Origin of the sequence: Bradyrhizobium sp. CCBAU 53421 (assembly GCF_015291625.1) — a bacterium.
Lineage (GTDB): Bacteria > Pseudomonadota > Alphaproteobacteria > Rhizobiales > Xanthobacteraceae > Bradyrhizobium.
This window is the reverse complement of the sequence record NZ_CP030047.1, coordinates 2998721-3014552: the sequence shown is the minus strand read 5'-3', so window position 1 is coordinate 3014552 and position 15832 is coordinate 2998721. Positions and strand designations below refer to the sequence as shown.

Sequence of the window (15832 nt, the reverse complement as noted above, 5' to 3'; positions counted from 1 at the left end):
TTGTAGCCTGTGTGAGTTAGGCAACAGCTGTTTGGCTGTAAGCCTGCTAGGTAACGGACACTGGGAATTTCAGGGCCTCAGCGCTGGGAATGACAGGGCGCCGATCCGTCTCACTGCCGTCAATGCCGGACCTATCGCTACCTGACCTGTCCGATACATCAGGCAAGCTAATGTCGGAGTTCAATTCGTTCACTCAGCAAGTCGGAGATGCTTTGCCTCTGTTAGAACAGATGGGCTATGAGGTCACCACGTTCAAAGTCACCTGGGGTCTGCCACCGAAGGCGCGACTGCGACTGAAGTCTAGCGGCAATCCCGACACGCAAAAGGCGACCGCCATCGTGGCGAAGGCTCCGAGCAACGGCGTCTTAGTTTCCGCTCTAATCTCCAGCGCAGCGACCGCTAAGCGGATTCAGAGCACAATGAAATTGGGCACGGCCTTTCTCGACGTCGACTTTGCCGTTCCGCCGCGCGTGAATATGAAATTCATTAACTCCAAGGACAGTCCGAAAGATGATTTTCGCGATCTGATCTAGAGTTTGCCTGTAAGAACTGAGGTTAGAATTTTGGCTCTGCCGTTTTGTATGTCAACTTCTTGACGGCGGCTTCGTTGCCGCTGGAGACTCGCTTCGATACGGCGTTGTATCGCGGTTATTATCGCAATCGTCGGATCTTTCGATGAACCCCGGTGCGCGAGATCCGCGCATATCCCGCCGCTCATAACGGTCTGGTTGCATGTTCGAGTTCTGACCGACGAAAGAAACCTGCAGCCCCATGAGGCGCCGTCGGGCCCACCGCATCAGTTACGGTTCTATCGTGAGCTCCAAGGCGAACGAATGCCCGACGTGTTAGCGCCGGGGTGTCCTATTCGTACTCCAAGGAAGCCGAATTCCCTCCGCGCGGTGGGGAATGCTTTTCGTCTGTAACCTTATCTGCTCATTTTGCCTCACCAAACCCTTCGGTCAAAAAGCCAAGAGTGGCGAGACAATATGCATTTGCGCCCCCAGAGCATGCAGCCACCCTATTCTTCGACCGAGGTCGCGACGGCGATAGGCGTCTCACTGGATACTTTCTATCGCACGCGCCGCCTCAGGCATGAGCGCGACGGCTTGCCTTCGCCGATCAGCGAGCGAGGACCGCTGAAATGGGAACGCACCGGCTTCGATGCTTGGCTTACCCGACATCATCCTATGCGCCCAAAGACGATTGCCAATGACGCGTTCGCGCCGCCGCCAGCAGCAAGCGACGAGGATCACCGGGAGCGGCTGCGGAGAGCTTACGGCCAGCACGACTCTTGACAGACTAGATCGCGCTAGATTCCAATGGGTGCCATCTCTTACTGGCACTGAGGCTCTTTATGGCCGATCCCAAGTTTCCCCATGTGAAGTGGCGTGATGGCCGTCCTCGGTCGTCGCACGGCGCTTATGCCAGAGCTCTCGGCTTTGTCGATGCCGACTTGCGCCATCCGCCGTACGATGAAAAAGGACGTCCGGTCGGTGCGTGGTTCAATCTCCAAGAAGCATCAGACTTTTCAGACAAGCGAAAGTCGGAGATTGAGGCGGCGCGCCGCGCCGGCAAGCTACCGAAGAAAATTACGATCCGGAAGCGTTCCACGGTCGAAGATCTTCTGGACGATTGGAGCAAGTCGGTCGAGTTCAAGGCGTTGTCGTCAGCTTCGCAAGCTTCCTATCGCAAATGTATCTCCGCCATCTTGTACCGACCGCAATCACGTGAGTTGGCGGCGAAGATGCGTGCCGAAATCCGTGCCGCCAAGCTGCTTGGCGTAGCCGAGCCCGTCCGAGAACTCGAGGCGATCGCGACTGCGACTCCGACATCAATCGGAAAACCGGAGTTCCGCGCCTTTTATAACTATGCGAAATCAGCTCGCGGCCATCATATGGCACTCTCAATGATAGCCACGCTCTCAGCGGCATTCACTTGGGGGCAAGAAAGCACCCTGTGGCGTCTCGGACCCAATCCGCGAGAAGGCATGGAGTTCGATCATCCAGAGGGACGCATCGTGCAGGTTGCGATGCCCGAGTTTTCCGCATGGGTTGCCGCAGCCGATGCGATCGAACGGCCTTCGGTCGGCGATAGCTTTCATCTGGCATTGTTCACCGGGCAGCGCCAGACTGACCGTCTGATTATGCGCAATGAGAGCGACGTTGAGGGCCGGCACGCGTTCCGGCAGAGCAAGACTGGCGAACTTGTCGACATCAAAGAGGCGCCACAACTCAGCGCACGGCTGAATGCCTCGCGTGCACGAGTAAAGGAAATCAAGCTTCGGCTTCAACTGGATAAGGTACCGCCCGAACTCGTGGTCAATGAGGACAATGGTGAGCCTTATGATGAGAGCACCTATCGCCATTGGGTGTCGACCGCCCGGACCGTGGCAATCTTCGGCTTTCTCGCGCGCGACAACGGGCGACAGGCAATTGTACGCGCAGAGCGACTGAACGCTGAACTGATTAAAGATGTCGACAGGCTGTTCGCCCCTTTTCCTCTGGATGAAGAGAATAAGGCGCAGCGCGCTCGAGCGGTCGATCAGCGCAAGAGTGCATTGGCTAAGTGGTTGGATGCGCAGACCGCACGCGACAGCAATGGCGATGAAACAGCATGGCGCCTGAAGCCGTGTCCTTCGCTGATGTTTGTAAATGGCGCCGGCGAACTCGACCAGAAGCACGACCAAGACCTACGTGATACCTGCGTCATGCTTCTTGATCGAGCTGGCTGCGACCTGCTGACGATCTGCGACATCACTGGGCACTCATACCGAAGCGCGCAGACGATCGTGAAGCACTACCGCGCCCGGAATGCGGCTCGCGCCGATTCCGGCATCGACAGGCTTGAACTGCAGGTGCGTAAGGAAGGCATGAAGGGCTGAGCGCAGACCGGTAGGTCTCATTTGGCTGGTGTTTCAGCGGAGCATGGGCTCCGCCCTAAAGGTCGTGTAGCGCGCGGCCAATCTCGTACTCTGTGTTTCGCCTCATTTGAACGAGAGCCGCGCCGTCAGCCCTGGGTCGTCTGTGAACGTGCAAGGTTGCCATCTACGATCGCCTGCGCCCGGTGACAGTGCACCCCAATTATCTGACTCGTCGCACGGCGTGCGACGTACGACCACAAAAAGCGTCGCACGAGACCCGGTTTGTTCTGCCGTAAAAATGAAAAAAGCCCTTGCGGGCCAATCCCTTGAGAGTGGTGGGCGCACCAGGGCTCGAACCTGGGACCCGCTGATTAAGAGTCAGCTGCTCTACCAACTGAGCTATGCGCCCGGAACTTGTCCGGAAATGACCCTCGCAAGAGAGCGGTCGTTTAGCAAAGCGATTCCCCGATGTCCAGCAAGCAGGCGTAACTTTTCCCGACTTTCTGACAATCGAAAGGCCGCCGGATTCCGGCGGCCTTTCAGCGGCTTGGCGAGGATGTCGGCGGGCGGCGTTCAGAGCCGGCCGGAGCGTTCCTGATCCGGACCGTCGTCGCGGTCGAAATGATGGTCGTGGCCGTCGCGCTCCCAGCGGTCCATGCCGCGCTCGAGGCGATGGCGGCGCCAGCCCTCGGCGCCGAAGCCGCGCCCTTCCATGTGGGTGAGCATGGTCAGCCGCCGCTTCTGGTTGTCGTCGAGCGTCTTGTAGAGCGGGTCGGCGGCATCGGCGATCTTCTTCAGCGAGGTTGCGGTCGCCGTCATATTGTCGGCGCGCTCGCGCAGGCGGGCGACCGGATCATCCGGCTGTGCCTTGTCCGCATCGGTCTTCTCGGCGGCCATTCGTGCATTGGCGCGATCGAGCCGCATCTTGGCGAAGTCGCGCACCGCAGCTTCGACCGGCGGCCACAGCTTCTCCTGATCGGCGGTGAGCTTCAGCCCGGCGTGCACCGCGGCAATGCGCGCGTCGAGGAAGGCAGCCCGATCCTCCGGGCTCATCCGCATCTGGCCATGGAACCACGGGCGATGCTGGGCATAGACCGCGGTCGAACCGGCAATCGCGAGCGCCGCGATACCGGCGAGCAGAACTTTCTTCATCCAAACCTCCTTTGAAGTTTGCTCGAAGATGATGCCGCCCGCGACTCCCTTCAACTTACGGATTGGACAGAGAGACGTCCCTTACCAAGATGTAATCCGCTTTCATTGCACCGCAGAAACATCCAAAGCGCGAGGTCGCGCTTTGGATGTCTGTTGTTTGCGCTAAATCATTCCGAGCAGCCGCGGCAGCCACAGCGAGATCTCCGGCACGTAGGTGATCAGGCCGAGGAACACCAGCATCGCGCACAGCCACGGTAACACCGAGATCGTGATCTCGCTGATGCCCATCTTGGCAATGCTGCTCGCGATGTAGAGGTTGAGGCCTACAGGCGGATGGCAGAGCCCGACCTCGGTGTTGACGATCATCAGGATGCCGAGATGCACCGGATGCACGCCGAGCTTGGTCGCCAGCGGAAACAGGATCGGCGCCATGATCAAGAGGATCGACGACGGATCCATCACGTTGCCGGCGAGCAGCAGGATGACGTTGACGACGAGCAGGAACATCCACACCGAGAAGTTCTTGTCGATGATCCAGGCCGCCATCTCCTGCGGGATCTGTTCATGCGTCATCAGGAACGAGAACAGCACCGCATTGGTGATGATGTAGAGCAGCATCGAGCTCATGCTCGCTGCCTGCAGCAGCACCTTCGGCACCTCGGAGAGTTTCAGCTCCTTGTAGACGAACACGGTGATGAAGAAGGCGTAAGTGGCGGCGACCGCGGCCGCTTCGGTCGGCGTGAAGATGCCGCCATAGATGCCGCCGAGCACGATCGCGATCAGCAAGAGACCCCAGATGCTCTCGCGGAATGCCTTGAACTGCTGGCCGATGGTTGCGCGCGGCATCTTCGGATAGCCGTTGCGCTGCGCGACGAAGAAGGTCACCGCGGCCAGCATCAGCGCCAGCAGCACGCCCGGCACGATGCCGGCCATGAACAGCGCGCCGATCGAGGTGTTGGTGGAGACGCCGTACAGCACCAGGATGATCGAGGGCGGCACCAGGATGCCGAGCGCGCCCGAGGTCGAGATCACGCCGACGCCGAACCGCTTCGGATAGCCGTGATCGACCATCGCCGGCATCATGATCGAGCCGATCGCAACCACCGTGGCGACGCTCGAGCCCGAGATCGCCGCGAACATCGCGCAGGCCGCGACGCCGGCGAGGCCAAGGCCGCCGGGCAGATGCCCGACCAGCGAGGTCGTGAACGCAATCATCCGCCGCGCGACGCCGCCGCGGGTCAGGAAGGTGCCGGCCAGGATGAAGAACGGGATCGCCATGATGCCGAAATTGTCGAGGCCCGAAAACAGCTTCAGGCCGACGCTCTCGATCGGCACCTCGGTCATCGTGAACAGGAAGGTGAGCACGGTCAGACCGAGCGAAATCGAGATCGGCATGCCCGTCAGCATCAGGGCAAACAGCAGTCCGAAGATCAGTGCGGCGCTCATCACGCTTCTCCAAGCGCGACGGGCGCGGTCTTGCTGGTCTCGACGCCATCGACATGGGAGGCGTCATGGTGCGGCAGCTCGCCGGTCTTCCAGTAGGTCCAGCACACTTGCAGGAAGCGGAAGCACATCAGATAGGAGCCGAGCGGGATGCAGGCATAGACGATCCAGCTCGGGATCTCCATGTCCGGCGAGACCTGGTCGGTGTGCATCAGTTCGAACACGAACTTGGCGCCCATGGTGCCGACGATCGCGGTGAACAGCGCGCCGCCGAGCAGGCCGAAGGTGATGGTGCGCTTGCGCCAGAAATCATTGAGGCGGTTGATCAACACGTCGACGCCGACATGGATGCCGGTACGCACGCCATAGGCGGCGCCGAACTTCGCCATCCAGATGAACATGTAGATGCACAGTTCCTGCGACCATGCGAGATTGATGCCGAACAGATACGGATAGAGCACCGGCACGTCGACCAGGAAGCGGTGCACGACCGTGATGAAGGTCAGAAGCGTCGCAGCGCCCATCAGGCTCGCGATGATGATTTCCTCGAGCCGGTCCAGAATTTTCAGCAGCATTGATCTCCCCTGTCATGGCCTGATGCGGCAACCGGCCACGGCACCCAAACCGCGGCCTCACGCGGCCGCGGCGTTCGTTATGTTTGCGGTTCAGATCCGCGATTTGTCGAGCATGATCGGAAAACCGGTGTCCGCTTTTCCGGATCACGCCTCAGTTCATCGGGCTGCGGCCCGTTTCCTTGAGGAATTCGTCGATCAGCGGCTGGCCGACGCGCGAGGCGACGTCCTTGTAGACCGGCATCATCGCCTTGCGCATCGCCTCGTCCTGCTCCGGCGTCAAGGTGACGATCTCGGTCTTGCCGGCCTTCTTGATGTCGGCGAGCGCGTCCTCGTTCTCCTTGGCCGACTGGTTGTTGCCGAACTCGGTGGCTTCCTTCATCGCCTTGTTGAGCTCGTCTCGGATGTCGGCCGGCAGGCCGTCCCAGAACTTCTTGTTCACGACCACGACGTAGCCGATGTAGCCGTGATTGGTGACGGTGGCGTACTTCTGCACCTCATGCATCTTCTGGGTGTAGATGTTCGACCAGGTGTTCTCCTGGCCGTCGACCACGCCGGTCTGCAGCGCCTGATAGACGTCGGAGAACGCCATCACCTGCGGAATCGAACCGAGCGCGCGGAACTGGGCCTCCAGCACCTTCGACGACTGGATGCGGAACTTCAATCCCTTGTAGTCGGCGGGCGCCACCAGCTTCTTGTTCGCGCTCATCTGCTTGAAGCCGTTGTCCCAATAGGCGAGACCGGTCATGCCCTTGGAATCAAGCTTCTTGAGCAGCTGGGCGCCGAGCGGACCGTCGGTCACCTTGCGCAGCGATTTCAGGTCGGGGAGGATGTAAGGCAGATCGAAGACTTCGAACTCCTTGATGCCGATCGGGCCGAACTTCGAGTTCGACGGCGCCAGCATCTGCACCGCGCCGAGCTGCAGCGCCTCGAGTTCTTCCTTGTCCTTGTAGAGCGTCGAGTTCGGATAGACCTCGACCTTCACCTTGCCACCGGTGTACTTCTCGGCGAGTTCCTTGAACTTCTCGGCCGCCTTGCCCTTCGGCGTATCCGACGCCACCACGTGGCTGAACTTGATGACGATCGGCGACTGCGCCGAAGCCTGCCCGACAAAGGTCAAAGCCGCGATCGACGCCGCAGCCAAAATGAATTTACGCATGTTTCCTCCCGCGTATTGCGGAGCACGATACCGGCCCCGAGACATCCGGTCGCACCATTACAGACAAGCAACGACGATTGCCATTGCCCCTTTAGCAGGGGCTAAACTGCGTCGTTGCTGCACTGCAAAATCCGATACGACGGTATCCCCTTCGGCTCTTGCGACCGTTCAATGACACCGCCCGCACGCTGTGCCCGGCCACGGCGGCGCGGTCAATGCGAGGTTTGGCAATGGCGAGTTCGCGGGGCGCGAATGCTGGTGCCCATATCCAATGTCGTCCCAGCGAAAGCAGGGACCCATACGCCGCGGCTGGTATTGTGGATGGGACTCGTCGTTTCGGGCGTCGCTCAGCAATGACGGCCTGTGGTTATGGGTCCCTGCTCCGGAGCGCAATCGCGCCCTGGGCAGGGACGACGATGAGGATGGATCGCAATTCAAGATTTCAAACAGCTTTTTCGGCGTCATCACCCGCTTTCGCATGCGCGGGTGATCCAGTATTCCAGAGGCAGGTTATTGAGCCGAGAGGCTGCGGCGTACTGGATCGCCCGGTCGGGGCCGGGCGATGACAGTTGTGGTGGTGACGCAGCTTCGCATTCTCACGACATCCCCCGCCGGACGAACACGACGCTGAACGGTGCGCACGAGCACTGCATCGGCACGCACCGGAAGGCGTCCCCCTGAATGGAAGGCGCGTCGGCGATGTCTAGGCATCGCCTCGTTTGCGCCGAAGAAGACATCGGCCAGCGTCGCAACAGTGTCAGCCCTGGGCCAGACGCGGACATCCCGCTCACTTCCCAATCGCTCGAAAGTGCGGTGATATGGCGTCCGGTGACACTTGGTGTTTTGGGCCAGGGTGTCCGCATGCACAGGGGAGAATGCGCGTGAAGGAACTCGCTGGAAAGACCGCGTTCGTGACCGGTGCAGCGTCAGGCATTGGATTGGGGATCGCGACCGCTTTCGCCCAGGCGGGGGCGAAAGTCATGCTTTGCGATATCGAGGAAGCGGCGCTGTCCGCGGCGCTCGAGCAACTGAGGCGCACCAACGTCGATGTCGACGGCGTGAAGGCGGACGTCTCGCTCAAGGCCGAACTCGTGGCCGCCGCCGAAGCCACAATTGCCCGCTACGGCAAGGTGCATATCCTCGTCAACAACGCCGGCGTCGGCGGCGGCGGGCCCTATGGCACCTGGACCGACGCGTCGTGGAATTGGACCCTGGGCGTCAACCTGATGGCGACCATTTGGGGGATCGAGATTTTCGGGCCGTTGATCGAGCAGCATGGCGAGGGTGGACACATCGTCTCCACGGCCTCGCTCGCCGGGCTTATCTCCGGGGGCAGCACGGCATACAACGTTTCAAAGTATGGCGTGGTCGCGCTGTCCGAAGGATTGCGGCCTGAACTCGCGCCGCGCGGGATTGGCGTATCGGTGCTCTGTCCCGGCTTCATCCGCACTCAAATCACAAACTCGGGGCGCAACCTGCCCAAGCGCTTCGAGGGGGCGGTCCGTGCCATGCCGACGTCGGGCCCGCTTGCCGAGCGGATCAATCAGATCCGGGAACGCGTCGCTCAGGGCATCGATCCTTTCTATGTCGGTGAACTCGTCCGCGAAGGCGTCGAGAACGACTGGCCCTATATCTTCACCGACCTCGAATTCGAGCCGGTGGTCGACGCGCGCTTCGCCGCAATCAAACAAGGCTTTGACCATATCCGCGGGCGCACCCCGAAACGTTGAGCACGCAGACTTTCACCAGCCTGATGGTTGTTCTGACATGGCCATGGCGCTGAGACGATCTTGTCAGTCGTCACGCCATCGGGTCAACGGCCGCCATCGTTCCGTGCCGCCGCGGTGTCCGCTTTGGGCCAAAAGCGGAAGGCAAATAGGGTCCATCAGTAGCGATCTATTAATAAGCGAGCGCTACTTGAGCGTGCATGAAATGTGATGCGCTCGTCATCGTCATTGGGAAGCCGCGCGTTGGCAATTGCAACGGAGATGCCAGCATGGATTATGTACCGCCCCCGCCTCCCGAGCGGTCATTTGGAGCCGGATGTGGCTTCCTCCTTCTGGTTATAGTGATCGTGGTGATTTGGCTTGCGGCGGAGATCGGTCCGCTTCTGACCAAGCGAGGCTGGAGTTGACGAAAGTTCGCTTCGGGTCAGTCGCGTCGTCTTTGCAGTCGGCCAGCTACTTCAGGTCTACCTCAACTTCGGACATGCCGCCAACTCTACTCCGTCGCCGAATTGCCGGAGAGCACACGTCACCGGCGTCGCCTCACCCGATTTTCCTCAGCGAGCAAACACGCTGCGACTCTCGTGCTGGCAACAGCGGAACACGCCGCTTCATGGGTCCCGATGTTCGAGGAATTCCTTCACCGGCCCGATGAAGGGGTACGCGAACTGGCCGAGCATGCCGCCGGGGATCGGCTTCACCGTTCCGTATTTGACCGGCCAGCGGTCTTTGGGCAGGTGCCAGGTTCTGCCCAGCATATCGAACAGCGGCGTGTGTGCCGCATAGTTCTTGTCGATGGCCTCGGCGTCCGAGGCGTGGTGCCAGTGATGGAATTGCGGCGTGACGATCACGTACCGCAGCCAGCCGACATCCATCTTGATGTTTGAATGGATCAGCACAGATTGCACAGAGATGAAAATGAGATAGGCGAAGATCGTGTCCTGCGGGAAGCCGAGCAGGACGATCGGCACCAGCACCATGGCGCGCGTTGCCAATGGCTCGAAGAAATGGAGGCGCGATCCCGAGAGCCAGTCCATGTGTTCGGGCGAATGATGAACCGCATGGATTCGCCACAACCACGGCACCTCGTGATAGGCGCGGTGGGAGATGTATTCGACTGCATCGGCCGCCAGGATCACCAGCACGAAGCGGACGATCGCCGGCAGGGCCACGACATGCGCTTGCAGTGACGGGCTGATCGCCCAGGCGAAATAGTCATGGGCAAAATGTGTCGAGACCACCAGGAAGACGCCGATCAGCAGGTGGTTGACTCCGAAATAGGCGAGATCGAGCCTCCAGCCGGGGCTGAGCGGCCCTTGCTCCGGCCGCACCCGTGGGAAGACCCACTCGAGCAGCACGAATGCTGCGCCGGTGAAGAATAGATCGAGCACCAGCCAGTCGAGGCCGAGATAGAAGCGCGGCTGGAGAAAATCTGGTGTCGGCACGTAGGGCCCACCAAGCAGCGTGGCGAAAAAAAGCGCGCTGAGGCCGATCGTAGCGGGCACCCGCGGGCCGCCAAGCACGATCCCGATGACGCCGAGCCAGGCACCGACGACCATGGCGATCGCGAGGGTGAGGCGGAGCAGCTCGACGTCGTAATGGACGCGCAGCTCAGGCGTCGTGAGAAAGGCGGGGTAGCGCAGGCATAGCACCGCAGCGACGCTGAGCACGCCGATCGCGGCGCAGAGAGAACTGCCGATGCGCCCTTCGCCGATACGCGGCCTCGAACTTTCTTGAGCCATCAACGATCTCCCGACAAAGATTCTGAAGCGCGTCAGCATAGGCGCGCGAGAGTTTACTCAAATTCAACGTCTAGGATACATCGATGGCCGATAAGAGTTAAAATTGCCAGAAGTCAAAGTCCGCTTTGGGTCAAAGGCGACATCGAGCAACGCCGCGAATTCCGGCTTGAGCCGGCGGCAGACATGGCAGCGGCCTTGGGTGCGTGGTCCGCATCCTCCCCAGCATCCATGTCAAGGCCGGTCATCGGCAGAAATTCCTCCGCCCCTCAGTGGCCAAGTTCTGGAATTTCGGCTAGTTGAATCCGCGTGGCAATGCAATTAGGACGGCATGTCCGTCCTTGAGAGGACAAGGTCATGAAATTGTCGTCAAGGTTTGTCGCGCCCTCCGCCGTCGCTATCCTGTCAACGCTCCTGCTGTGCGGCCCTGCCGCGTCGCAGACCGCAGCAACAGGCTCCAGCGCCCCGCTTCCCTCCATCACGGTCGACGCGCCGAAGCCGGCGGCAAGGCCGAACAGGCCGAAGGAGGTCGCAAGCAGCAGAGTGGCTGCTCGCCGGACATCGTTGGCCGGTCACACGTCATCTTCGACCGCGCGAGCGCCGTCGCCTGCGCCAGATTCAGTATTGGGGAGGATCGCCAAGCTGGAGAAGGTCGCCAGCAACTGCAACGGCGGTTGCGAGTCCAGCCTCCCGCACGGCAAGGACCCCTGGGTTGGGTGCAGCGAATCGGCGGGCGGACAAGCCTATGGACCCTTCTCGTCGACGTGCAGGGACAATCTCACCTACAAGTCCTACGTGGATTGTGTCGAGACCAAATGGTTCCTCGGCGAATACCGAAATAGAGCCTATTGGCTTTGCAGCAGTCTGCAGGCCGCCGGGAAGTTTCAAGTCGCCGAACTCAAGCGATCAAGACGTCCGCACTAGAACATTTTCGAGCCGTTGATCGCTTGGGCCAACGGCGGCATTGAAACGCTTCACATGGACGCAGCACATCTGCTGCGTCCACGGATGCTCGTCAGTTCGGCCGCCTCTCGCTGGTCCTCAGCGCGACGCGGTGCTGATGTTCTCGCCGAAGAACTTCCAGGTCTTGCCGTCGAACTTCGCGAGCTTGAAGGTGTCGAAGGTGGAGTAGTCCGTCGGCGACACCGACACCGTGATGCCGGGCAGCAATAGCGGCAGCGAGACCTTGCTCAGGTTGGTGGCCTGCTTCAAAAGGTTCTCGCGGGTCAGCACGTCGCCGCAGTTCTTCAGGATGATTGCCGTGAACTGCGCGGACAAATACCCGATCTGGTTGCTGCCATCGATCGGATTGCCTTCGGGGTACCATTGCTTCATGAAGGCGAGATAGTCCTGCACGCCCTTGTCGGTGTCCCACGCGGGGTCGCCGACCACCTTGGTCGCCAGCGCCGTCATGAGACCGGTGGACGCTTCGAGGCCGGCGGGCTCGAGCGCGCCGCCGATCGAACTTGAGACCGAGACGATGAAGTGCGTCGGCTTCCACGCGAGATCGGCCACCTTGCGGATCGCCTGCGCACCGAACTTCGGCGTCGTGATCGTCATCAGCACGTCGGCGCCCGCAGCCTTCAGGTTGACGATCTGGGAATCGATCGTCGGATCGGTGACCTCGTAGCTGAGCTCCTTGACGATGAGGCCGGCCTTCTCTCCCAGCCCCTCCTTGAAGCCCTTCAGGTAGTCCTTGCCGAAGTCGTCATTCTGGTAGATCACGCCGATCTTGGCGCTCGGCAGCTCCTTGGCGATGTACTTGGCGTAGATCTTCGCTTCCTGCGCATAGGGCGGATAGAACGGCGTGGTCCAGGGGAATTCCTTCGGATCGTTCCACTTCGAGGCCCCGGTGGAGATCAAGAGATGCGGGACCTTCTTGCCGTTGAGATATTTCTGGATCGACGAATTGGTCGGCGTGCCGAGTGAGCCGATATTGGCGAGGATCTCATCCTGCTCGACGAGCTTGCGGGTCTGCTCCACCGTCTTCGGCGGGCTATAGCCGTCGTCCATGCTCAGCAAGGTGATCTTCCGGCCGTTGATTCCGCCCTGGCTGTTGATCATCTTCCAGTAGGCGGCTTCGGCCCTGCCCTGCGTGCCATACGCCGAGGCTGGACCGCTATAGGGCATGGTCTGCCCGATCTTGATTTCGGTATCGCTGGCGCCGGGATCGTACTTCTTGTCGGCGGCAAGAACCGCCGAAGTCGAAACAAGGCTGAGCGCGGCGATCGCCGCGAGTGTGATGCAACGCATGTGTTCTCCCCATTCGCGCCGCTGTTTGCCGCGGCGTCAGGCGAGATCATGATCAAGCCGCTGCGAGATGTCGACCCCCGAAGTCGGGACATCTCACTGCACGAAACGTCACAGCCCGATCCAGTTCATCACGGCTCCGAACGTGGCCCACAGCGTCCATCCGAGCCCAAGCAGGCAGATCAGCGCCGCCGCCATCGCAATGGCCAGCAGCAGGCCGTCCTCTTGCAGGTAGGCGATCGCGATCAGGACGACCACCATTCCCGGAATGACGTTGACCAGAGGCAGCGGCCAGCCTGCCGAGAAGGCCAAGAGAAACACGACCAGTCCGACAAGGCGATCGATCACGTCGCGACGCGCGTCCCAGCGCGGCCGGCTGATGCGCTCGATCGCCTGGAGCATCGGACGGACGAGGACGGTGAACCGCTTGAAGCGCTTGAAGTCGAACTGCCGCTTCGACAGGAAATGCGGAAACGACGGCGCGCTGCGGCCACGCATCATCTCGACCGCCGGAAACAGCAGCGCCAGCGTCGCAACCGTCGCGACGCCGGGGATGATCACCAGCAGCCCCAACAGCAGCAGGAGCAGGCCGAACGACCGCTTGTCCAGGTTACTGAGGAGCCATTCGAGATCGACGGGGCCGTCCGGTGCTTGAGCGACGAGTTCCTCAAGAAGTTGGGACGTGTGCGTGGGGGCCAATGGGGCTCCGGACGAGGGGGTCATGGCCCCCAAAGTGGTCAGACTCGGCATCGATTGCAACAGCTGCCGAAGCAGACTAGGAAGCATGGGTGACCAACGATTCCGATCAGGCATGGCAGCGCCATGCGCCGTCAAGCCCGGTTCCCGCTGCGCGCCGCCGCTGGCCGTGGTTCCTGCTGGTCGTCATCCTCGCCTGTGTGGGCGCCGGAGGCGTCTACGCCTGGCCCCAGATCGCGCCGCTGGTGCCCTCGCTGGGCAACGCTGCGCCCGGTGACAGTGCGGCCGCGGGCGACAAGGAGACGTTGCCGGATCTGCTCGCAACACAGCAGAAGCTCGAGGACGACATCGGCGCGCTCAGCAAGTCGGTGGCGGACCAGCAGGAGCAGATGAAGACGATCGCCGACCAGCTGGCGGCCCTGGCCTCGAAGGTCGACGCGCTGCAGCGCCCCGCTCCTGCTCCCGTGCCACCGCAGGCCACGGCAACGGCCGACCAGCCGCATCCAGCACCGGTCGCGCAAGCGGCGCCGAAGCCGAGACGGCCGCCGGTTCGGGCGCCAAAACCGGCGGGTCCGATTTCGACCGGTGGCGCGCCGCTCAATGTCGCGCCCGGCAACGGAGATCGCTAAGCCGCGCCGCCGCCGGCGCTTCGGCACGATGCGACGGCAGCCTATCCGCGTGGCCGCTCCATGCCCGCCCGCTTGATCGCCGCGCGCATGATATCGGTATCCGAGGAAAGGAAATCGATCAGGCGCCGGGCTGCGTCAGGCGACCTGGAGTCGCTGACGACAGCAGCCGTGAAGGTCTGCACAAGCTGCAGATCCGCAGGCAGCAGACCGACGACCTCGATGCCGGTCTCCTGCACCAGCTCGCTGGTCGGCCCGATCGAGAGATTGGCCTTGCCCGCGCGCAGCGCTTCGGCCGCCTCGGTGCCGCGCGCCTCGAGGGTGAGTCGCACCGTGTCCGGCAGGTTCAGCCTGGGGAAGACCTTGTCGCGGACGAATTGTCCGCTGGTGCTGCTCGGCGCCACCACCTGACCCGCATCGATCAAGGCTTTCTTCAGCGCGATCGCGTCGCCGACGTCCGGCTTCGGAGAGCCTGAGCGAACCGCGGCCGCCAAGGGCGCCGTCGCGAGACCAGTGTCGGATCCCGCGCGAATCCGCCCGTCTTCGTTCAGCTTGCGCAGTCCCTCGCGCGACAGGATCACCACGTCCGCCTTGGTGCCGTGCGCAAGCTGGTGCCGGATTGTCTTCGGGCCGGTGCCCTCCGATGCGCCGGAGCCGGTCTCCACCTTGATGCCGGTGCTGCGCTCGAATTCGGGCAGCACTTCGCGATAGACTGCCGCGAAGCCGCCGGAAATGATGACCTTGATCGTTTCCGGAGTATCGGCGATTGCCGGCGTCAATGCTGCGGCACCATGTGGGCGGCCGGTTGGCTCATTTCTGAAGGTTCGCGGCGAACAGCTTGGCCGCCTCGGCCTTCGATTCCTGATCGGCCTTGGCGTCGTATTTGAGCGGCAGGTTGAACTTCTTGCCGAGCTCGGTGGCTTCGGGGTTGGTGAACGCGTGCACCGCGCCGGGATACTCGATGATCCGGTAGTCGGCCTTCGCGGCGTCGAAATCTTTCTTCAGCGCATCGTACTGCTCGCGCTTCACGAACGGATCGTCCGCGCCGTTCAGGATCAGGATTTTTGCCTTGACGGTGCCCGGCGCCGGTGCGGGCGTGTTGAGACCGAGCGACGCGTGGAAGCCCGCAACGGCGGCGAGATCAGCGCCGGTGCGCGCCATGTTCAGCACCACCGCGCCGCCAAAGCAGTAACCGACCGCGCCGATCCGCTGCGGATTGACCGAGGCCTGCTTGGCGAGTTGCTCGCGCGCGGCGTTGAAGCGCTGCTCCATCACCTTCGGGCTCTTCATCACCGAGCCGGACAGCGCGCCGGCGTCCTTCGGATTGTCGGCGGTCTTGGCGTCGCCATACATGTCCGCGATGAAGGCGACATAGCCCTGCTCCGCGAACTTCCGCGCCTCGTTGTGGATATGCGGGGTGATGCCCCACCATTCGTGCACCATGATGATGCCGGGCCGCTTCGCCTGGCTCGCATCGTCATAGACCACGAAGCCCTTCATCGTGGTCTCGCCGTCCGAGTAGGTGACCGGCTCTTCCTTGACCGCGGCCTGTGCGCTCGCGACCATCGCGATGGCGCAAAGTGCTCCGACTATGATCGTTCGCATGCTGAT

Annotated in this window: 13 protein-coding genes and 1 tRNA gene; 4 read left to right on the top strand and 10 right to left on the bottom strand. The window is 61.7% G+C overall.

The features are described from left to right. Window positions 1-170 precede the first annotated feature (170 nt). Complete coding sequence (locus XH92_RS14145; RefSeq protein WP_194459746.1) at window positions 171-533, top strand: hypothetical protein; 363 nt, start codon at window positions 171-173, stop codon at window positions 531-533. Window positions 534-1354: 821 nt separating this feature from the next. Then, window positions 1355-2881: a hypothetical protein gene (locus tag XH92_RS14140; RefSeq protein ID WP_194459745.1), complete on the top strand. Its 1527-nt coding sequence runs from the start codon at window positions 1355-1357 to the stop codon at window positions 2879-2881. Window positions 2882-3193: 312 nt separating this feature from the next. Here the strand turns inward: XH92_RS14140 and XH92_RS14135 are convergent. From XH92_RS14135 to XH92_RS14115, 5 genes are all read right to left on the bottom strand, one after another. Beyond that, a tRNA-Lys gene (locus XH92_RS14135) sits at window positions 3194-3269 on the bottom strand. A gap of 164 nt (window positions 3270-3433) precedes the next feature. After that, window positions 3434-4012 carry a Spy/CpxP family protein refolding chaperone gene (locus XH92_RS14130; RefSeq protein WP_194459744.1) on the bottom strand — a complete coding sequence of 193 codons (579 nt, stop codon included), beginning with the start codon at window positions 4010-4012 and terminating at the stop codon, window positions 3434-3436. A 162-nt stretch (window positions 4013-4174) separates the two neighbouring features. Further along, a complete protein-coding gene (locus XH92_RS14125; RefSeq protein ID WP_050405138.1) occupies window positions 4175-5458 on the bottom strand; it encodes a TRAP transporter large permease in 1284 nt (427 codons plus the stop codon). Then, a complete protein-coding gene (locus XH92_RS14120; RefSeq protein ID WP_050405137.1) occupies window positions 5458-6030 on the bottom strand; it encodes a TRAP transporter small permease in 573 nt (190 codons plus the stop codon). The genes XH92_RS14125 and XH92_RS14120 overlap by 1 nt, the downstream gene beginning before the upstream one ends. Before the next feature lie 151 nt (window positions 6031-6181). After that, the gene (locus XH92_RS14115; RefSeq protein ID WP_194459743.1) at window positions 6182-7186 is read right to left on the bottom strand and encodes a TRAP transporter substrate-binding protein; all 1005 of its coding nucleotides are present in this window, start codon (window positions 7184-7186) and stop codon (window positions 6182-6184) included. An 881-nt stretch (window positions 7187-8067) separates the two neighbouring features. Here XH92_RS14115 and XH92_RS14110 point away from each other — a divergent pair. Then, the gene (locus XH92_RS14110; RefSeq protein WP_194459742.1) at window positions 8068-8916 is read left to right on the top strand and encodes an SDR family NAD(P)-dependent oxidoreductase; all 849 of its coding nucleotides are present in this window, start codon (window positions 8068-8070) and stop codon (window positions 8914-8916) included. Window positions 8917-9521: 605 nt separating this feature from the next. Here XH92_RS14110 and XH92_RS14105 read toward each other — a convergent pair. The 3 genes from XH92_RS14105 to XH92_RS14095 all read right to left on the bottom strand — a co-directional run bounded on the left by XH92_RS14105 (window position 9522) and on the right by XH92_RS14095 (window position 13649). Further along, window positions 9522-10691, bottom strand: a complete 1170-nt coding sequence (locus XH92_RS14105; protein WP_246788409.1) for a sterol desaturase family protein — start codon at window positions 10689-10691, stop codon at window positions 9522-9524. 999 nt (window positions 10692-11690) lie between these two features. Further along, a complete protein-coding gene (locus tag XH92_RS14100) occupies window positions 11691-12902 on the bottom strand; it encodes an ABC transporter substrate-binding protein (RefSeq protein WP_194459741.1) in 1212 nt (403 codons plus the stop codon). Between the two features lie 108 nt (window positions 12903-13010). Beyond that, window positions 13011-13649 (bottom strand): exopolysaccharide biosynthesis protein, encoded by a 639-nt coding sequence (locus XH92_RS14095; protein WP_246788548.1) that lies wholly within the window; start codon window positions 13647-13649, stop codon window positions 13011-13013. Between the two features lie 38 nt (window positions 13650-13687). Here XH92_RS14095 and XH92_RS14090 point away from each other — a divergent pair, with 38 nt between their 5' ends. Next, complete coding sequence (locus XH92_RS14090) at window positions 13688-14224, top strand: hypothetical protein (RefSeq protein ID WP_194459739.1); 537 nt, start codon at window positions 13688-13690, stop codon at window positions 14222-14224. Window positions 14225-14265: 41 nt separating this feature from the next. On the opposite strand, the gene XH92_RS14085 is transcribed toward XH92_RS14090, so the two are convergent. Together XH92_RS14085 and XH92_RS14080 are read right to left on the bottom strand one after the other, a co-directional pair. Further along, window positions 14266-15000 carry a substrate-binding domain-containing protein gene (locus tag XH92_RS14085; protein WP_246788408.1) on the bottom strand — a complete coding sequence of 245 codons (735 nt, stop codon included), beginning with the start codon at window positions 14998-15000 and terminating at the stop codon, window positions 14266-14268. Between the two features lie 31 nt (window positions 15001-15031). After that, complete coding sequence (locus XH92_RS14080) at window positions 15032-15826, bottom strand: dienelactone hydrolase family protein (RefSeq protein WP_246788406.1); 795 nt, start codon at window positions 15824-15826, stop codon at window positions 15032-15034. Window positions 15827-15832: the final 6 nt, after the last annotated feature.

Excerpts from the sequence above, each read along its gene's own strand:
- XH92_RS14145 (WP_194459746.1), top strand. The coding sequence starts at position 171 with ATGTCGGAGTTCAATTCGTTCACTCAGCAAGTCGGAGATGCTTTGCCT.
- XH92_RS14140 (WP_194459745.1), top strand. The coding sequence starts at position 1,355 with ATGGCCGATCCCAAGTTTCCCCATGTGAAGTGGCGTGATGGCCGTCCT.
- XH92_RS14130 (WP_194459744.1), bottom strand. The coding sequence starts at position 4,012 with ATGAAGAAAGTTCTGCTCGCCGGTATCGCGGCGCTCGCGATTGCCGGT.
- XH92_RS14125 (WP_050405138.1), bottom strand. The coding sequence starts at position 5,458 with ATGAGCGCCGCACTGATCTTCGGACTGCTGTTTGCCCTGATGCTGACG.
- XH92_RS14120 (WP_050405137.1), bottom strand. The coding sequence starts at position 6,030 with ATGCTGCTGAAAATTCTGGACCGGCTCGAGGAAATCATCATCGCGAGC.
- XH92_RS14115 (WP_194459743.1), bottom strand. The coding sequence starts at position 7,186 with ATGCGTAAATTCATTTTGGCTGCGGCGTCGATCGCGGCTTTGACCTTT.
- XH92_RS14105 (WP_246788409.1), bottom strand. The coding sequence starts at position 10,691 with ATGCTGACGCGCTTCAGAATCTTTGTCGGGAGATCGTTGATGGCTCAA.
- XH92_RS14100 (WP_194459741.1), bottom strand. The coding sequence starts at position 12,902 with ATGCGTTGCATCACACTCGCGGCGATCGCCGCGCTCAGCCTTGTTTCG.
- XH92_RS14095 (WP_246788548.1), bottom strand. The coding sequence starts at position 13,649 with ATGCCGAGTCTGACCACTTTGGGGGCCATGACCCCCTCGTCCGGAGCC.
- XH92_RS14080 (WP_246788406.1), bottom strand. The coding sequence starts at position 15,826 with ATGCGAACGATCATAGTCGGAGCACTTTGCGCCATCGCGATGGTCGCG.